General features: G+C 65.8%; 15 protein-coding genes and 1 riboswitch. Of the genes, 7 read left to right on the top strand and 8 right to left on the bottom strand.

Annotated features, from left to right (window positions below):
• The first annotated feature begins 95 nt into the window (after positions 1–95).
• The 5 genes from ACYKG1_RS01115 to ACYKG1_RS01095 all read left to right on the top strand — a co-directional run bounded on the left by ACYKG1_RS01115 (position 96) and on the right by ACYKG1_RS01095 (position 5424).
• A complete protein-coding gene (locus ACYKG1_RS01115) occupies positions 96–1145 on the top strand; it encodes a bifunctional nicotinamide-nucleotide adenylyltransferase/Nudix hydroxylase (RefSeq protein ID WP_478471549.1) in 1050 nt (349 codons plus the stop codon).
• A gap of 64 nt (positions 1146–1209) precedes the next feature.
• Positions 1210–2619 (top strand): nicotinate phosphoribosyltransferase, encoded by a 1410-nt coding sequence (locus ACYKG1_RS01110; protein WP_478471548.1) that lies wholly within the window; start codon positions 1210–1212, stop codon positions 2617–2619.
• A gap of 134 nt (positions 2620–2753) precedes the next feature.
• Positions 2754–2983, top strand: a riboswitch (cobalamin riboswitch).
• A 161-nt stretch (positions 2984–3144) separates the two neighbouring features.
• Positions 3145–3831, top strand: coding sequence for an epoxyqueuosine reductase QueH (locus tag ACYKG1_RS01105; RefSeq protein WP_428993178.1), 687 nt, complete (start codon positions 3145–3147; stop codon positions 3829–3831).
• A gap of 55 nt (positions 3832–3886) precedes the next feature.
• Positions 3887–4513 carry a bifunctional nicotinamidase/pyrazinamidase gene (pncA, locus tag ACYKG1_RS01100; RefSeq protein WP_478471547.1) on the top strand — a complete coding sequence of 209 codons (627 nt, stop codon included), beginning with the start codon at positions 3887–3889 and terminating at the stop codon, positions 4511–4513.
• A gap of 101 nt (positions 4514–4614) precedes the next feature.
• Positions 4615–5424 (top strand): NYN domain-containing protein, encoded by an 810-nt coding sequence (locus tag ACYKG1_RS01095; RefSeq protein WP_262227463.1) that lies wholly within the window; start codon positions 4615–4617, stop codon positions 5422–5424.
• Here the strand turns inward: ACYKG1_RS01095 and purU are convergent.
• Positions 5421–6272, bottom strand: a complete 852-nt coding sequence (gene purU, locus ACYKG1_RS01090; protein WP_478471545.1) for a formyltetrahydrofolate deformylase — start codon at positions 6270–6272, stop codon at positions 5421–5423. The genes ACYKG1_RS01095 and purU overlap by 4 nt on opposite strands.
• A 114-nt stretch (positions 6273–6386) precedes the next feature.
• Between purU and ACYKG1_RS01085 the strand changes: the two genes are divergently transcribed.
• Positions 6387–7298: a LysR family transcriptional regulator gene (locus tag ACYKG1_RS01085; RefSeq protein WP_478471543.1), complete on the top strand. Its 912-nt coding sequence runs from the start codon at positions 6387–6389 to the stop codon at positions 7296–7298.
• A 25-nt stretch (positions 7299–7323) separates the two neighbouring features.
• Here ACYKG1_RS01085 and ACYKG1_RS01080 read toward each other — a convergent pair whose 3' ends face one another.
• The 5 genes from ACYKG1_RS01080 to ACYKG1_RS01060 all read right to left on the bottom strand — a co-directional run bounded on the left by ACYKG1_RS01080 (position 7324) and on the right by ACYKG1_RS01060 (position 11355).
• The gene (locus tag ACYKG1_RS01080) at positions 7324–7836 is read right to left on the bottom strand and encodes a hypothetical protein (RefSeq protein WP_478471542.1); all 513 of its coding nucleotides are present in this window, start codon (positions 7834–7836) and stop codon (positions 7324–7326) included.
• A 346-nt stretch (positions 7837–8182) separates the two neighbouring features.
• On the bottom strand, positions 8183–8683 hold the full coding sequence (locus tag ACYKG1_RS01075; protein ID WP_478471540.1) for a hypothetical protein: 501 nt from the start codon (positions 8681–8683) through the stop codon (positions 8183–8185).
• A gap of 193 nt (positions 8684–8876) precedes the next feature.
• The gene (locus tag ACYKG1_RS01070; protein WP_100474950.1) at positions 8877–9977 is read right to left on the bottom strand and encodes an NADH:flavin oxidoreductase/NADH oxidase; all 1101 of its coding nucleotides are present in this window, start codon (positions 9975–9977) and stop codon (positions 8877–8879) included.
• Positions 9978–10091: 114 nt separating this feature from the next.
• The gene (locus tag ACYKG1_RS01065) at positions 10092–10898 is read right to left on the bottom strand and encodes an NAD-dependent protein deacetylase (protein ID WP_478471539.1); all 807 of its coding nucleotides are present in this window, start codon (positions 10896–10898) and stop codon (positions 10092–10094) included.
• A gap of 55 nt (positions 10899–10953) precedes the next feature.
• Complete coding sequence (locus ACYKG1_RS01060; protein WP_005407672.1) at positions 10954–11355, bottom strand: acyl-CoA thioesterase; 402 nt, start codon at positions 11353–11355, stop codon at positions 10954–10956.
• Positions 11356–11444: 89 nt separating this feature from the next.
• Here ACYKG1_RS01060 and ACYKG1_RS01055 point away from each other — a divergent pair, with 89 nt between their 5' ends.
• A complete protein-coding gene (locus ACYKG1_RS01055; protein ID WP_478471538.1) occupies positions 11445–12080 on the top strand; it encodes a LysE family translocator in 636 nt (211 codons plus the stop codon).
• 98 nt (positions 12081–12178) lie between these two features.
• Here the strand turns inward: ACYKG1_RS01055 and ACYKG1_RS01050 are convergent, their stop codons facing one another.
• Complete coding sequence (locus ACYKG1_RS01050; protein ID WP_100474954.1) at positions 12179–13198, bottom strand: ribonucleotide-diphosphate reductase subunit beta; 1020 nt, start codon at positions 13196–13198, stop codon at positions 12179–12181.
• A gap of 144 nt (positions 13199–13342) precedes the next feature.
• Positions 13343–15745, bottom strand: a complete 2403-nt coding sequence (locus ACYKG1_RS01045; protein WP_262084012.1) for a ribonucleoside-diphosphate reductase subunit alpha — start codon at positions 15743–15745, stop codon at positions 13343–13345.
• Between the last annotated feature and the right edge of the window lie 297 nt (positions 15746–16042).

Below are 16042 nucleotides of genomic sequence, written 5' to 3'. Positions count from 1 at the left end.
ATGCCTGCAGGCTTGACCCGCCCCACCATCGGCGTAGCATCTGCAGCAAGCCAAGGGACAGACCCGCGGCTGCCACAACGACATGAGGGATTCTCATGGAATTCGACTATCTCGTCTTCATCGGGCGATTCGAGCCCTTCCACAACGGCCACGCCGCCGTTGCCCGCCTGGCCCTGAGCCGGGCCCGCAAGCTGATCTTCCTGGTCGGTTCTGCCGATACCCCCCGCAGCCTGCGCAATCCCTGGACCGTGGCCGAACGCGCCGTGATGATCCAGGCCGCCCTCGATGGCCACACCGACCGCCTGCTGATCCGCCCGCTGCGCGACCACCTGTACAACGAAGCGCAGTGGATCGCGAGCGTGCAGCGACAGGTGGCCGAAGCGCTGCGTAACGACGGTGCCGCCGCCGATGCGAAGGTTGGCCTGATCGGCATGGACAAGGACGCCTCCAGCTACTACCTGCGCGAATTCCCGCAGTGGCCGCTGGTGGACGTGCAGCACACCGCCACCCTGTCGGCCACCGAGCTGCGGCGCTACCTGTTCGAAGCCGGCGACGTCGACTTCCACGGCGCGCTGCTGATGCTGCGTGGCAACGTGCCGGCGCCGGTGTACGACATGCTCGAAGCGTTCCGCAGGAGCGCGCCCGCCTATGGCCAGCTGGTGGCCGAGTACCGCTTCATCGAACAGTACAAGGCCGCCTGGAAGGATGCGCCGTATGCGCCCACCTTCGTCACCACCGATGCGGTGGTGGTGCATTCGGGCCACGTGCTGCTGGTGCGGCGCCGCTCGGAACCCGGCAAGGGGCTGTGGGCGCTGCCCGGCGGCTTCGTCGGCCAGGAGCAGAGCCTGCTCGACAGCTGCCTGCGCGAACTGCGCGAGGAAACCCGGCTGAAGATTCCGCTGCCGGTGTTGAAGGGTTCGCTGAAGGGCCAGCAGGTCTTCGACCACCCCGACCGCAGCCAGCGCGGCCGCACCATTACCCACGGTTTCCACTTCGAATTCCCGGCCGGCGAACTGCCGCCGGTGCGCGGCGGCGACGACGCCGACAAGGCGCGCTGGATACCGGTGAGTGAAGCGTTGGACATGGGCCCGCAGCTGTTCGAAGACCACCTGCACATCCTGGAGTATTTCCTCGGCCGCGGCTGACCTGCCCGGCCTCCCCACTGGCGGATAGACCGCCGGTGCCATTCGACGCGAAGGAGCTTCCGTCATGCACTACCTCGATAATCTTCTCCTCAACACCGACAGCTACAAGGCCAGCCATTGGCTGCAGTACCCGCCGGGTACCGATGCCACGTTCTTTTACGTGGAATCACGTGGCGGCCTGCACGATCGCACGGTGTTCTTCGGCCTGCAGGCGATCCTCAAGGACGCCCTGGCACGGCCGGTCACCCACGCCGACATCGACGACGCTGCTGCGGTATTCGCCGCCCATGGCGAACCGTTCAACGAGGCCGGCTGGCGCGGCATCGTCGACCGCCTGGGCGGCCACCTGCCAGTGCGCATCCGCGCCGTGCCCGAGGGCAGCGTGGTGCCCACGCACCAAGCGCTGATGACCATCGAGTCGACCGATCCGGCCGCGTTCTGGGTGCCTTCGTACCTGGAAACCCTGCTGCTGCGTGTGTGGTACCCGGTCACCGTGGCCACCATCAGCTGGCATGCGCGACAGACCATCGCCGGCTTCCTGCAGCAGACCAGCGACGACCCGCAGGGGCAGCTGCCGTTCAAGCTGCACGACTTCGGCGCCCGCGGTGTATCGAGCCTGGAATCGGCGGCGCTGGGCGGTGCCGCACATCTGGTCAACTTCCTCGGCACCGATACCGTATCGGCCCTGTGCCTGGCGCGCGCGCACTATCACGCGCCAATGGCCGGTTATTCGATCCCCGCCGCCGAGCACAGCACCATCACCAGCTGGGGCCGCGAGCGCGAGGTGGACGCCTACCGCAACATGCTGCGCCAGTTCGGCAAGCCCGGTGCGATCGTGGCGGTGGTGTCGGACAGCTATGACATCTACCGCGCGATCAGCGAGCACTGGGGCACGACGCTGCGTGATGAGGTGATCGCCTCGGGCGCCACCCTGGTCATCCGCCCCGACTCGGGCGACCCGGTGGAGGTGGTGGCCGAAAGCCTGCGCCGGCTGGATGAAGCCTTCGGCCACAGCCTCAACGGCAAGGGCTACCGCGTGCTCAACCACGTGCGGGTGATCCAGGGCGATGGCATCAATCCGGACACCATCCGGGCGATCCTGCAGCGCATCACCGACAACGGCTACGCCGCCGACAACGTGGCCTTCGGCATGGGCGGTGCGCTGCTGCAGCGGCTGGACCGCGATACCCAGAAGTTCGCGCTGAAGTGTTCGGCCGCACGGGTGGACGGCGAGTGGATCGATGTCTACAAGGACCCGATCACCGACGCCGGCAAGGCCAGCAAGCGCGGCCGCATGCGCCTGCTGCGGCGCCTGGATGACGGCAGCCTGCACACGGTGGCATTGCCCCCCAGCGGTGACGAAACGCTGCCGACCGGCTTCGAGGACGCGATGGTGACCGTGTGGGAGAACGGCCGCCTGCTGCACGACCAGCGGATGGACGACATCCGCGCCCGGGCGGCGGCGGGGCGTTGAAGGTGCATCCCGACCGGGGTCAGAGCCCGCTGCGTGGCAGCGGGATCCGACCCCTTCCTTCCGCTGGGGTCGGATCCCGTTGCAGCGCAATGGGATCCGACCCCGGTGCCCCTTGACCCGCGCGGCCAACAGGTCCACTTTGCACACGCCGAAGGTATCCCTCCCATCGCTCCGGCGCGGGGAAGGATTTAAACGGGAATCCGGTGAAGGCGCTTCGCGCGCCCATTCCGGAGCTGCCCCGCAGCGGTGAATGGAAACGAATCCTGCCAACAGCACTGGGCGCATGCCTGGGAAGCGGCGGGTAGTAGGTGGGCTGCGGCCCGTGTCCATCAGCCCGAATACCGGCCCCGGCCGGGGGACACGACCGTCCCCTGACTCGACCTGGAATCTCCGCGGGGAGGTTGCCGGGGCCGTCGTCGTCCTGCGCGTGCAGGCGGTGTGGCCGCGCGCGTCCTGTTCACGGTATCCGGCCAGACCCGTTCACCCATGCACTGATGCGTGGGCCACCGCCGTTGCCGGCGGCCCATGCGGTACCTGACGATGACCCAGCCCCAACGCCCCACCCTGACCCTGCCCGCCGACGGCAAGCGCCTGCTGCTGCATTCGTGCTGCGCGCCCTGTTCCGGCGAAGTGATGGAGGCGATCACCGCTTCCGGGATCGACTACGCGATCTTCTTCTACAACCCCAACATCCACCCGGTGAAGGAGTACGAGCTGCGCAAGCAGGAGAACATCCGCTTCGCCGAGCAGCACGGCATCCCGTTCATCGACTGCGACTACGACACCGACAACTGGTTCAGCCGTGCGCGCGGCATGGAGAACGAGCCCGAGCGCGGCATCCGCTGCACGATGTGCTTCGACATGCGCTTCGAGCGCACCGCGCTGTACGCGCATGAGCATGGCTACGACACCATCAGCTCGTCACTGGGCATCTCGCGCTGGAAGAACATGGCGCAGATCAACGACTGCGGCATCCGCGCCGCGTCGCGCTATGAAGGCCTGCAGTACTGGGACTACAACTGGCGCAAGGGCGGTGGTGCCAGCCGCATGATCGAGATCAGCAAGCGCGAGCAGTTCTACCAGCAGGAGTACTGCGGCTGCGTGTACTCGCTGCGCGACGCCAACCGCCACCGCCGCGAGAACGGCCGCGAACGGATCAGGATCGGCCTGCTGTACTACGGGCAGGATGCTGAAACGCCGCAGGGCGATTGACGTCCAGGCATGGGGCGGCCACGCTGGTCGCCCCTTCTGTTGTGCCGGAACTGCCATGACCGCCCTGCCCGCCGACGTCGCCCTGCTGGTGATCGACCTGCAGCCGGACTTCATGCCCGGTGGCGCGCTGGCCTGCGACCAGGGCGATGCGCTGGTGGCACCGATTGCCGATCTGCTGGCGCAGCGCCGCTACCGCACCGTGGTGGCGACCCAGGACTGGCACCCGGCCGACCATGCCTCGTTTGCCAGCCAGTACCCCGGCCGGCGCCCGTTCGAGACCATCCTGCTGCACGCGCAGCCGCAGACCCTGTGGCCCGACCACTGCGTACAGGGCAGCGCCGGTGCCGCCCTGCACTCGGGCCTGGACTGGACCGTGGCCGATCTGATCCTGCGCAAGGGCACGCGCCAACAGGTGGATTCGTACAGCGCCTTCCGCGAGAACCATGGCCCCGATGGCGAGCGCCCAGCTACCGGTCTGGCAGGCTGGCTGCACGAGCGCCGCGTCCGCGAAGTGCACGTGTGCGGCCTGGCCCGCGATTACTGCGTGCTGTGGAGCGCACAGGACGCGGTGAAGTCCGGCTTCCGGGTGAAGTTCCTGTGGGAGCTGACCAGGCCGGTGACCGACGCCAACGACGCAATGGTGCGCGAGGCGCTGGGCAAGGCGGGGATTGCGATCATCTGACGGGCGACCGCCGCTCAATGGACGCGGCGTCGCTGGGTGTGAGATACCAAAGCCAAGAATGTCGCCTCTGCCGCTTGCAGGCCGCAGCCTGCGGCAACACAATGAACTCGATCCAGCCCTCCAAGTACGCCCCCCTACAGATCGCGGGACGGCCGAACCGGGGGCTTTTTACTGGGTGGAATCGGAAGGGCAAAGGCATGCCAACAGCGATCCTGATCGATGGCGGTTACTTCGTTAAGCGGTTCCGCCGGATTGAACCTCACAACGCCAGCAACGCTGAGCGTGCCGCAGAAGTGGCGCATCGGTGGGCGCTCGCCCACCTGGCCTCGTCAGGTTGCGAGCGGCGGGATCTCTACCGGATCTTCTTCTACGACTGCCCACCGCTGCGAAAGCGGATGCACAACCCGATCTCGGGCGCCTGCATCGACTATGCACGCTCACCGGAGGCATGCTTCAGGGTCAGCCTGCACGAGGCCCTGAAGCAGAAGCGCAAAGTGGCACTGCGCCTTGGTCATCTCGCGGATTCCAGTTCGTGGACAACCGATTCCCGAACGCTCGATGCACTTCTGAAAGGCAAGCGCGCATTCTCCACGCTCCTGCCCGAGGATCTGCACCCCGAGGTCAGACAGAAGGGCGTCGATATGCGTATCGGCCTGGATATCTCCTCACTTTCCCTCAAACGACAAGTCCGTCAGATTGTTCTGGTCGCCGGTGATGCCGATTTCATTCCCGCTGCCAAACTCGCACGACGCGAAGGCGTGGACTTCGTCCTGGACCCGATGTGGTCGCCGGTCCCCCAGGGCCTTCTGGAGCACATCGACGGTGTTCGCTCCACCTGCCCCAGGCCTGCAAGCAGGAAGGAAGGGAAGGCCGTGATCGAGCACGCGACGGTAGATGCAACCCGACCCTAACGGAACACGACTGTGCGGTGCCCGTTGAGCAGGATGCGGTGCTCCACATGGCGGCGCACCGCGCGTGCCAGCACCAGCGATTCGGTATCGCTGCCCAGCCGCACCAGCTCGCGCGGCGCCATCGCATGGTCCACCCGGGCCACGTCCTGTTCGATGATCGGGCCTTCGTCCAGATCCTCGGTGACGTAGTGCGCGGTGGCGCCGATGATCTTGACGCCGCGCGCGTGCGCCTGGTGGTACGGCTGCGCACCCTTGAAGCTGGGCAGGAAGCTGTGGTGGATGTTGATCGCACGGCCGGCCAGCGTGCGGCACAGCGTGGGTGACAGGATCTGCATGTAGCGCGCCAGCACCACCAGGTCGATGCGCTCGCGCTCGACCAGGTCGATGATCTGTTGTTCCTGCACCGCACGCGTATCGGCGGTCACCGGCAGGTGGTGGAACGGCACCTGGTAGGACGCGGCCAATGGCGCGAAGTCGGCGTGGTTGGACGCCACCGCCGCGATGTCGACCTTCAGCTGCCCGCTGTGGGCACGGAACAGCAGGTCGTTGAGGCAGTGCCCCTGCTTGCTGACCAGCACCAGCAGCCGCGCGCGGCGGCGGCCATCATGCAGCTGCCAGTCCATGCCGAAGCCTTCGGCCAGCGTGGCCATCGCGGCATGCACGGTCTCCAGCGGCAGGCCGGCGTCACGGTCGAAATGCACGCGCAGGAAGAAGCGGCCACTCTCCTCGTCGCCGAACTGCTGGGCATCGAGGATGTTGCAGCCGTGGTCGAACAGCAGGCCGGACACGCGGTAGACGATGCCGGTGCGGTCGGGGCAGGACAAGGTAAGAATGGAATCGGGGCGCATCGCCCGAGTGTAGGGCAGCGCCCTGCCTGATGGATCGATGGTCACCGATGCAACCGACCTGCTTGGTTCAGTCCCAAGCGATACTTGGCTATACCCATGGCAAGCTGGTCGGTCATGAACCTGTTGCAATTGATCCGCAGCTTCACCCGCACCGCAGAGACCGGCAGCATTTCCGCCGCGGCCCGCATCCTTGGCATCAGCGCCACCGCCGTCGGCCAGAACATCAACCGGCTGGAGGCGCATCTGGGGGTACGGCTGCTGAACCGGAGCACGCGCCAGCTGGCGCTCAGCGAAGCCGGCGCGCTGTACCTGGCGCAGGTGCGCCATATCGAAGCCGACCTGGCACGCGCGCAGGCGTTGGTCACCTCCGGCGACATTGAACCGGCCGGGCCGCTGCGCATCGCCAGCAGCAGCGCGTTCGGCCGCCATGTGCTTGCTCCGTTGCTGCCGTCGCTGCAGCAGCGCTACCCGCAACTGCAGCTGGAGCTGCGCCTGACCGACCGGGCCGTGCAGCATGGTCCAGAGGCGGTGGATGCCAGCATCCGCATCGGTGCGCAGCTGGAGGACGGTGTGGTTGCACGGCAGCTGGCGCGCGTGCCGTTCGTGTTCTGCGCCTCGCCGGCCTACCTGAAGGCCCATGGCACGCCGCAGGAACCCTCTGAACTGGGCAGCCATCGCGGGCTGCTGCACCGCTTCCCCACCGATGGCCGGCCGCTGCGCTGGGGCCTGCTGAAGGATGGCCAGCGCGTAGACGCCGCACTGCCGCCGAGCATGGTCTGCGATGACATCGATGCACTGGCAACGTTGGCCGCGACCGGTGCCGGCATCACCCGGCTGGCTGCGTTCGTGGCCGAGCCCTACCTGCGCGATGGTCGCCTGCGGGCGGTGTTCGGCGCCGACACGGCATGGCGCCCGGAGCCGATGGAGGTCTATTTCTGCGTCAGCGACCGCCGCGATTTCACCGCCAAGATCCGCGCGCTGTTCGAGCACTTGCAGGCCGGCATGGCGCCGGCCTGGCGGGTGTGAAGGGAAGAGCGCAGAGCCTTCGCGGTCAGAAACTCTCCTTCAGGCTCATCAGGTGAGCACTGGCGTCTGCCCATCCCGCCAGGGTGCGCAGGAGCAGCCCATTCCTGAAAACATGGAATACCGGAGTTTCATGGACATCCAACGCTTTCCAGCCCGCGGGTCCCGCTTGGAGCAGCATGGGATGAGAGGGATTGCTTTTGTTCCACTCACTGACACCCGGCTGCGGCCATGCAGGAGATCGACGCACGACAAAGCGCATGCTGGATCGAATCCATGTCCATTCTGGTTCGTTCATGATCATGCGCATCGCGCGTCGGGAGGGAGCGCATGCCGGACTGACATAGGCGATCACTTCCAGTCCCTCCCTGGACTCCCATCGCCGCCATTCCAGCGTCCCACTCGCAAGAGGGTGGAGAATTCCATGCTGGTCAGGCACGTTCCGCTCTATCTCGGGAAGCTCATTTACACGCAACGACGCCATCTCACGCAGCTCATTGGCCTCGGCAAAATGTCGAACCTGCACGAGGACCGCGTGCATTTTCCTGTGCGTTGTCTCTCTGGCAGTACCTCTCCGCACCAGTTCTGCATGAATGCATCGGACTTTGCCAAGCCACTCCTCGTCCCCGACGTACCTTGAGACGTGGACGCTGGCCCGAAACGCAGCCTCAAGGTCCAGATCGCTCAGCGTATTGCAGCCGTCACCTGGCGACGCCGAAGACTCCCATGAAGCGTATGCGCTCGCCAGCCTCGCGACCCGGTCCGATGCACCTGAAGCCAGCAGCGCTTGATCGAGATCCCGCAGCTGGGTGTCTATTGCAGGTGCTGCCCACGCACTCGTGGGCAGCAACAGGCACCAGAGAAGCAGCCTGCACGCCGTCATCCGGTCAGCAGCTCGACATGCAGATGCTGTGCATGGACTCTGAGCAGGTCGCACGCCCCGAACAGGCGTAGCCCGGGTAATCGTCAAATACCGGGTTAGGATTGGCCGCCGGTGCAACCCAATGATCCGCTTCCGACGCCTTCCGCAACCCTGGGATGTACACAATTGCGCGCTGTGCCCCGAAGAGTGACAGGAGTCGATAGGCTTCACCTGCACTCAGTTCAGAGACGATGGGCTCGTAGCTGAAGCTGGCCAGTCCCCGGTCGCCAAACACCAGCGAATCGACAAATTGCTTGCGCGCAAGGGGTGAAAGCAACATCAGTGGGGATTCGGGAGAGAGCTCGATCAGGTGAAGATCAAGCCGCCCCCGCGAGTTCACAGGGGCGTGCATGAGCGAGACATTCTCCGCCCCGGAGACATTCGCCACGTTGTCACCTGCAGAGGCAGGCATTGATACGGACAGAGAGACAGCCGAGAGCAGAACCACCAGCATCATGGGTTTCATTGCGTTTCTCCATTGGCTGCACACCCGTGTGTGCAGCTCAACGTTGCAATGTCCGCACCCAGCGCAATGAGGTGTCATTCACATAAAGTAGTATCCGCAATCATTCCTAGTTCGTTGCGACAGGTTATGCCGCAACTCGCCGTCGCGCAGATCCCCTGCATCCTGAAGCGTCACAATGCGCTCGCAGATTGCGTCAGCGCGCCTTGAACACCCCGCGCGCATCACGCGGTTCGCAGCGCAGGTACTGCGGCGCCGGTTCCACGCTGTCGCGCAGCGCGGCGGCGGCGTGCCACGGCCAGCGCGGGTCGTAGAGGATGCCGCGCGCCAGCGCCACGGCATCGGCGTGGCGGTGGCGCAGGATCGACTCGGCCTGCTCGGGCTCGGTGATCATGCCCACCGCGATGACCGGCATGCGCACTTTGGCCTTGATCGCTGCTGCAAACGGCACCTGGTAACCCGGGCCGACGGTGATCTTCTGGCGCTCGTCCAGGCCACCACTGGAAACGTGCAGGAAGTTGCAGCCGCGCGCGTCCATCACCTGCGCCAGCGCCTCGCTCTGCACCAGGTCCCAGCCGCCATCGACCCAGTCGCTGGCGGAGATGCGCACGCCCACGGCGACCTTGTCGGACACCGCCGCACGCACCGCATCGAACACTTCCACCAGCAGGCGCAGACGGTTCGGCAGCGAGCCACCGTAGCCATCCGTGCGGCGGTTGCTCAGCGGCGACAGGAACTGGTGCAGCAGGTAACCGTGCGCAGCATGCAGCTCGATCAGCTCGAAGCCCAGGCGCTCGGCGCGCACCGCACTGGCGGCGAAGGCGGCGATGACTTCGGCGATGCCGGCTTCGTCCAGTTCCTGCGGTGCCGGATCGGCGGCATGGAACGGCAGCGGGGACGGTGCCACGGTGGCCCAGCCATGCGCATCATCCGCTGGCAGCTGGCCACCACCGTCCCACGGACGGTTCACCGAGGCCTTGCGGCCGGCATGGCCCAGCTGGATACCCAGCGGCATCGGCGACCAGCGGCGGACGCTGGCCAGCACCTGCGCCAGCGCCGCCTCGGTGCCGTCATCCCACAGGCCCAGGTCGGCCCAGCTGATGCGGCCGCGCGGCTCGACCGCGGTGGCTTCCAGGATCAACAGGCCGGCGCCGGACTGCGCCAGGTTGCCCAGGTGCATGGCGTGCCAGTCGCTGGCGCGGCCGTCTTCGGCGGAGTACTGGCACATCGGCGCGATGACGATGCGGTTGGATAGGGTCAGGGGGCCGAACGAGATCGGCGAAAACAGCTGGCTCAAGACGGTGATGAACGACGTAGGGGGTGCGTATTGCACCGCTGCGCGGCTCCCGGATCAACCGTCTGGATGGATCGCTGTTTCGCGTGGCCTGCTGCAGCCGGGCGTGGGCTCGGCTCAGGGCGAAGCCCACGTGGCCAGCGCTTCGGCGCAGTCCCGCTCGTCCTTGAACAACAGCAGGTCGTCGGCACGGGTGCGGCCACGGTTCAGTGCCGCCACCGGCAACCCTGCCCTGGCCGCGGCCTGCACGAAGCGGAAGCCGGAATAGACCATCAGCGACGAGCCCACCACCAGCACGGCGTCGGCCTGCTGCAGGTGCTCGTGCACGGCGGCCACGCGCTCGCGCGGCACGTTCTCGCCGAAAAACACCACGTCCGGCTTCAACACGCCGCCGCAGTGCGGGCACTCGGGCACCACGAACGTGGAGAAATCGGTCTCCAGATCGGCATCACCATCGGGCGCGATGCCTGCCTCCAGCGCGTCCCAGCCGGGGTTGGCGTCCAGCAGGCGCTGCTGGAAGTCCTCGCGGCCACTGCGGCGCTCGCAGCCCATGCAGCGCACCAGATCCAGGCGGCCATGCAGGTCGATCACGTTGTGGCTGCCGGCGCGCTGGTGCAGGCCGTCCACGTTCTGGGTCAGCAGCACCTGCAGCTTGCCGCGGCTTTCCAGCGCAGCCAGGGCCTGGTGGGTGCCGTTGGGCTGGGCCAGGCCGAAGCGCGGCCAGCCCAGCAGGCTGCGCGCCCAGTAGCGCTGGCGGGTGGCAGCCTCGCCCATGAAGGCCTGGTAGGTCACCGGCGGCGTGCGTTTCCACTGGCCGTCGGTATCCCGGTAATCGGGAATGCCCGAAGCGGTGCTGCAACCAGCGCCGGTCAGTACGAACAGGCGCTGGGCGCGGTCGATGAAGTCGGTCAGTGGCGGGGTCATGGCTGCCAGATGGGGGCGCGGTGACGCCCCCGCAAGCGCCGGTCCGTTGGCCGGGTCAGGCCGCCGGCAGCGGCGGCACCGCGATCGGGTGGCCTTCCTCGTCCAGCGCGATCATCACGAAGTGGCCGCGGGTGCACAGCTTGCGCTCGCCGCTGTGCAGGTCTTCGGCGACCAGTTCCACCTCCACCTTCATCGAGCTGCGGCCGACTTCGACGATGCGGCCGATGGTTTCCACCATCTGGCCGATGCGGATCGGCAGCTTGAAGTCGACCTGGTCGCTGCGCGCGGTCACCACGGTGCGGCGCGAGTAACGGGCGGCGGCCAGGAACGCGGCCTTGTCCATCCATGCCAGCGCCTGGCCACCGAACAGGGTGCCGAGGTGGTTGGTGTGGTTGGGGAAGACGATTTCGGCCATGCGCACTTCGATGGGCGGCACGGTCTCGGGGATCGGGGTCATGGGGTGCTTCGGTGTGGGGTGCCGCGATTTTAAGCCAGGCCCTGTGCAGGCAGCGCTACACTGCGCCACGCCCATTGCCAGGACCGCCCATGCCCGCGACCTCCGACCTTCTGGCCTTTGCCCTCATCTCGCTGGGCATGGTGCTCACGCCCGGGCCGAACATGATCTACCTGGTCTCGCGCTCGATCTGCCAGGGCCGCCGTGCCGGCCTGATCTCGCTGGGCGGGGTGGCGCTGGGCTTCGTGTTCTACATGCTGTGCGCGGCACTGGGCATCACTGCCCTGCTGATGACCGTGCCGTTCGCCTACGACGCGCTGCGCATCGGCGGCGCGCTGTACCTGCTGTACCTGGCCTGGCAGGCGCTCAAGCCCGGTGGCCGCTCGCCGTTCGCGGTACGCGACCTGCCACCGGACGGCCCGCGCACGCTGTTCGCGATGGGTTTCCTGACCAACCTGCTGAACCCGAAGATCGCGGTGATGTACCTGTCCCTGTTGCCACAGTTCCTGCACCCGGAAGGCCATGGCAGCGTGCTGATGCAGTCGCTGGTACTCGGCTTCACCCAGATTGCCGTCAGCGTGAGCGTCAACGCGGTGATCGCAGTGATGGCCGGCAGCATCGCCGGCTTCCTGGCCGCGCGCCCGATCTGGCAGATGCTGCAACGCTGGCTGATGGGCACGGTGCTGGCGGGGCTGGCGGTGCGCATGGCGGTGGAAGGCCGGCGCTGACCGTAGGGTCGAGCAGTCGAGCATGGCTCGACGCTACAGAAACAAAAAACCCCGGCGTTGGCCGGGGTTTTTTGTTGCGACAGGCCTGACCGGTTCGATCAGAAGTTCATGTCGAAGGCGACTTCGCCCTGCACGCCGACCTGGTAGGCCGAGACGCGGCGTTCGAAGAAGTTGGTCAGTTCCTGCACGTCCTGCAGTTCCATGAACGGCAGCGGGTTGCGCACGTTGTACTTCTTTTCCATGCCCAGCTTGGCGAAGTGCTGGTCGGCGCAGTGCTGCAGGTACTGGCGCATGTCGCGGGTCGAGATGCCGGCCACGCCGCCGGACAGCACGTCCTCGGCGAACTGCACTTCGCATTCGATGGCTTCGGCCAGCATGTCGTAGACCTGCTGCTTCATCTCGTCATCGAACAGGTCCGGCTCTTCCTCACGCACCACGCGCACCGACTCGAACGCGAACTCCATGTGCGCGCTCTCGTCGCGGAACACCCAGTTGGTGCCCGAGGCCAGGCCCGGCAGCAGGCCGCGCGAACGGAAGTAGTACACGTAGGCGAAGGCGGCAAAGAAGAACAGGCCTTCGATGCAGGCGGCGAAGCAGATCTGGTTGAGCAGGAACTGGCGGCGCTGTTCGCGGGTCTCGATGCGGGTCAGGTCCTGGATCGAGTCGATCCACTTGAAGCAGAAGTCGGCCTTCTTCTTGATCGAGTCGATGTTTTCAACCGCGGCGAAGGCTTTGACGCGCTCTTCCGGATCCGGCAGGTAGTTGTCGAGCAGGGTCAGGTAGAACTGCACGTGCAGCGCTTCTTCATACAGCTGGCGCGACAGGTACATGCGCGCTTCGGGCGCGTTCAAGTGCTGGTACAGGTTCAGCACCAGGTTGTTGGACACGATCGAGTCGCCGGTGGCGAAGAACGCGACCAGGCGGTGGATCAGGTGGCGCTCACCCGGCGACATCTTGCTGTGCAGGTCGGTGATGTCGATCTGGAAGTTGATCTCTTCCACCGTCCAGGTGTTCTTGATCGCATTCCGGTACATGTCATAGAACTGCGGGTAGCGCATAGGGCGCAGGGTCAGTTCAAAACCGGGATCGAGCAGCATCTGCTTGGGCTTGTCGGCCATGGGTGTTTCCTTGAATTCCTGGGTGAGCCGCCGGGCATGGCCCGGCGCTACCGTGGGTGTTTTTCCGCAGCCGAGCATGGCTCGGCTCTACAGGTGCGAAGTGTTCGAGTGCCGACCAACGGTCGGCACCCACCGCGCGGTGTGTTACTGGCAGGCCTCGCAGGCTTCCGGGTTTTCCAGCGAGCAGGCGATGGCTTCGTCCGGGCTGAACACCTTGGCCGGGGCCGCAGCGCTCACCGTGGTCTTGGCGATCTTGGTGGCCGGGCGCGAACGCAGGTAGTAGGTGGTCTTGATGCCCTGCTTCCAGGCGTACATGTACATGGAGGACATCGCGCCGATGTTCGGGCTTTCCATGAACAGGTTGAGCGAGGCCGACTGGTCGATGAAGGCACCACGCTCGGCGGCCATGTCGATCAGCGAACGCATCGGCAGTTCCCACGCGGTGCGGTAGACCTCGCGCAGCGTTTCCGGAATCTGTGCCACGCCCGCGATGGAGCCTTCGGCCAGCTTGATGGCATCGCGCATTTCCGGCGTCCACAGGCCCAGCTTCTTCAGCTCGTTCACCAGGTAGCGGTTGACCTGCAGGAAATCACCGGACAGGGTCTCGCGCTTGAACAGGTTGGACACCTGCGGCTCGACGCACTCGTAGCAGCCGGCGATCGAGGCGATGGTCGCGGTCGGCGCGATCGCGATCATCAGCGAGTTGCGCAGGCCGTGTTCCTTGATGCGGGCGCGCAGGGCATCCCAGCGTGCGGTGTCTTCCGGCACCACGTTCCAGGCGTCGAACTGCAGTTCGCCACCGGCGGCACGGGTGTCGTTGAACGACGGGTGCTTGCCACGTTCCTGGGCCAGCTCGCAGGAGGTTTCCAGCGCGTGGAAGTAGATCGCCTCGGCAATCTTCTTCGACAGGGCACGGGCTTCGGCGCTGTCGAACGGCAGGCGCTTGCGGAAGAACACGTCCTGCAGGCCCATGCAGCCCAGGCCGACCGGACGCCAGCGCAGGTTGGCGCGGCGGGCGGTTTCGATCGGGTAGAAGTTTAGGTCGATGACGCGGTCGAGCTGGCGCACGGCCAGGCGCACGGTCTCGGCCAGCTTCTCGAAGTCGAACTCGTTGTGCTCGTCGAAGTGGTTGCCCAGGTTGATCGAACCCAGGTTGCACACCGCGGTTTCATCGTTGGAGGTGACTTCCAGGATTTCCGTGCACAGGTTGGACAGGTGGATCACGTTGCCCGGACGCAGGGTCTGGTTGCTGGCGCGGTTGCACTTGTCCTTGAAGGTCATCCAGCCGTTGCCGGTCTCGGCCAGCGTACGCATCATGCGGGCGTACAGCTTGCGCGCGGAGATGGTGCGGTTGGCCTTGCCCTGGGCTTCGGCCTGCAGGTAGGCGGCTTCGAAGGCTTCACCGAACAGGTCGGTGAACTCCGGCACGACGCGCGGATCGAACAGCGACCATTCCTGGTCGGCCTCGACGCGCTTCATGAACAGGTCCGGCACCCAGTTGGCCAGGTTCAGGTTGTGCGCACGGCGGGCTTCGTCACCGGTGTTGTCACGCAGCTCGAGGAAGTCCTCGACGTCGGCGTGCCAGGTTTCCAGGTAGACGCAGGCCGCGCCCTTGCGCTTGCCACCCTGGTTCACCGCGGCGACCGACGAATCCATGGTCTTCAGCCACGGCACGATGCCGTTGGAGTGGCCGTTGGTCGACTTGATCAGCGAACCACGCGAACGCACGCGGGTGTAGCTGACGCCGATGCCGCCGGAGAACTTCGACAGCTGGGCGATGTCGCCGTACTTGGAATAGATCGACTCCAGCGAGTCCTGCGGCGAGTCCAGCAGGAAGCACGAGGACAGCTGCTCGTGGGTGGTGCCGGAATTGAACAGGGTCGGGCTGGACGGCAGGTAGTCCAGATTGCCCATGCGCTTGTACAGCGCCAGGGCTTCCGGCACGTCCTCGCTCAGCGCGCTGGCGATGCGCAGGAAGAACTGCTGCGGGGTCTCGATCACCTTGCGGGTGTGCGGATGGCGCAGCAGGTAACGGTCGTACAGGGTACGCAGGCCGAAGTAATCGAAGTTCAGGTCCAGCGACATGTCGATCGCATCGTTGAGCTTGCGTGCATTGGTCTGCACGAAGTTCAGCAGGCGGTCGTTGATCAGGCCGACTTCATGGCCACGGCTGACCGACTGCGAGAAGGCGTAGATTTCCTGGCCCGAGACTTCCTTGGCGATGTAGTTGGCCAGCAGGCGCGCAGCAAGGCGGCCATATTCAGGCTCTTCACCGATCAGCAGGGCGGCGGTGCGGATGGACAGTTCGTCCAGCTCGCGGGTGGTGGCACCGTTGTACAGGCCGGAAATGGTACGGGTGGCCACGCGCATCGGATCGACGGCGTGCAGGCCTTCGGAGGAACGCTGCACCGCACGCACGATCTTGTTCAGGTCCACCAGTTCGGTGGTCCCATTGCGCTTGGTCACACTCATCGCGTTGGCCGTCGGCGGCGACGTCAACAGGAATTCGCTTTCCTTCTCGATGGTGGCGCTGGATTCGGTGCTCACGGCGTGTGTCCTCTTGGCGTGATTGGGGGTGCTCGATGCATCGGGTGACGCAGCCCGGGACATGACAGCCCAGGATGGCAGGACGGCGTCGCAGGGGGTGAGACCCTGCGCCTGCCACTGCCGTTGACGATCGCGGATGGGTACCCCGGGCAACCCCCTGCAATTGGGGTTGCTGCGACCGACAGCCACAAGATAGTGGGGGTAATGGGGTCCGTCAACGCCAAATGTAGTGAAATTCGGCAATCCCTTGCGCCGCAAGGATCGTGCCATCAGCGCCTGGATCAGACGCTTCAGACC

Source organism: Stenotrophomonas sp. 85239_Sma, assembly GCF_056481725.1.
Note: the sequence above shows the minus strand (reverse complement) of the source record. Positions and strands in the feature narration are given on the sequence as shown.

Excerpts from the sequence above, each read along its gene's own strand:
- ACYKG1_RS01075 (WP_478471540.1), bottom strand. The coding sequence starts at position 8,683 with ATGAAACCCATGATGCTGGTGGTTCTGCTCTCGGCTGTCTCTCTGTCC.
- pncA (WP_478471547.1), top strand. The coding sequence starts at position 3,887 with ATGACCGCCCTGCCCGCCGACGTCGCCCTGCTGGTGATCGACCTGCAG.
- ACYKG1_RS01110 (WP_478471548.1), top strand. The coding sequence starts at position 1,210 with ATGCACTACCTCGATAATCTTCTCCTCAACACCGACAGCTACAAGGCC.
- ACYKG1_RS01095 (WP_262227463.1), top strand. The coding sequence starts at position 4,615 with ATGAACTCGATCCAGCCCTCCAAGTACGCCCCCCTACAGATCGCGGGA.
- ACYKG1_RS01080 (WP_478471542.1), bottom strand. The coding sequence starts at position 7,836 with ATGCACGCGGTCCTCGTGCAGGTTCGACATTTTGCCGAGGCCAATGAG.
- ACYKG1_RS01055 (WP_478471538.1), top strand. The coding sequence starts at position 11,445 with ATGCCCGCGACCTCCGACCTTCTGGCCTTTGCCCTCATCTCGCTGGGC.
- ACYKG1_RS01060 (WP_005407672.1), bottom strand. The coding sequence starts at position 11,355 with ATGACCCCGATCCCCGAGACCGTGCCGCCCATCGAAGTGCGCATGGCC.
- ACYKG1_RS01065 (WP_478471539.1), bottom strand. The coding sequence starts at position 10,898 with ATGACCCCGCCACTGACCGACTTCATCGACCGCGCCCAGCGCCTGTTC.
- ACYKG1_RS01085 (WP_478471543.1), top strand. The coding sequence starts at position 6,387 with ATGAACCTGTTGCAATTGATCCGCAGCTTCACCCGCACCGCAGAGACC.
- purU (WP_478471545.1), bottom strand. The coding sequence starts at position 6,272 with ATGCGCCCCGATTCCATTCTTACCTTGTCCTGCCCCGACCGCACCGGC.
- ACYKG1_RS01050 (WP_100474954.1), bottom strand. The coding sequence starts at position 13,198 with ATGGCCGACAAGCCCAAGCAGATGCTGCTCGATCCCGGTTTTGAACTG.
- ACYKG1_RS01115 (WP_478471549.1), top strand. The coding sequence starts at position 96 with ATGGAATTCGACTATCTCGTCTTCATCGGGCGATTCGAGCCCTTCCAC.
- ACYKG1_RS01105 (WP_428993178.1), top strand. The coding sequence starts at position 3,145 with ATGCGGTACCTGACGATGACCCAGCCCCAACGCCCCACCCTGACCCTG.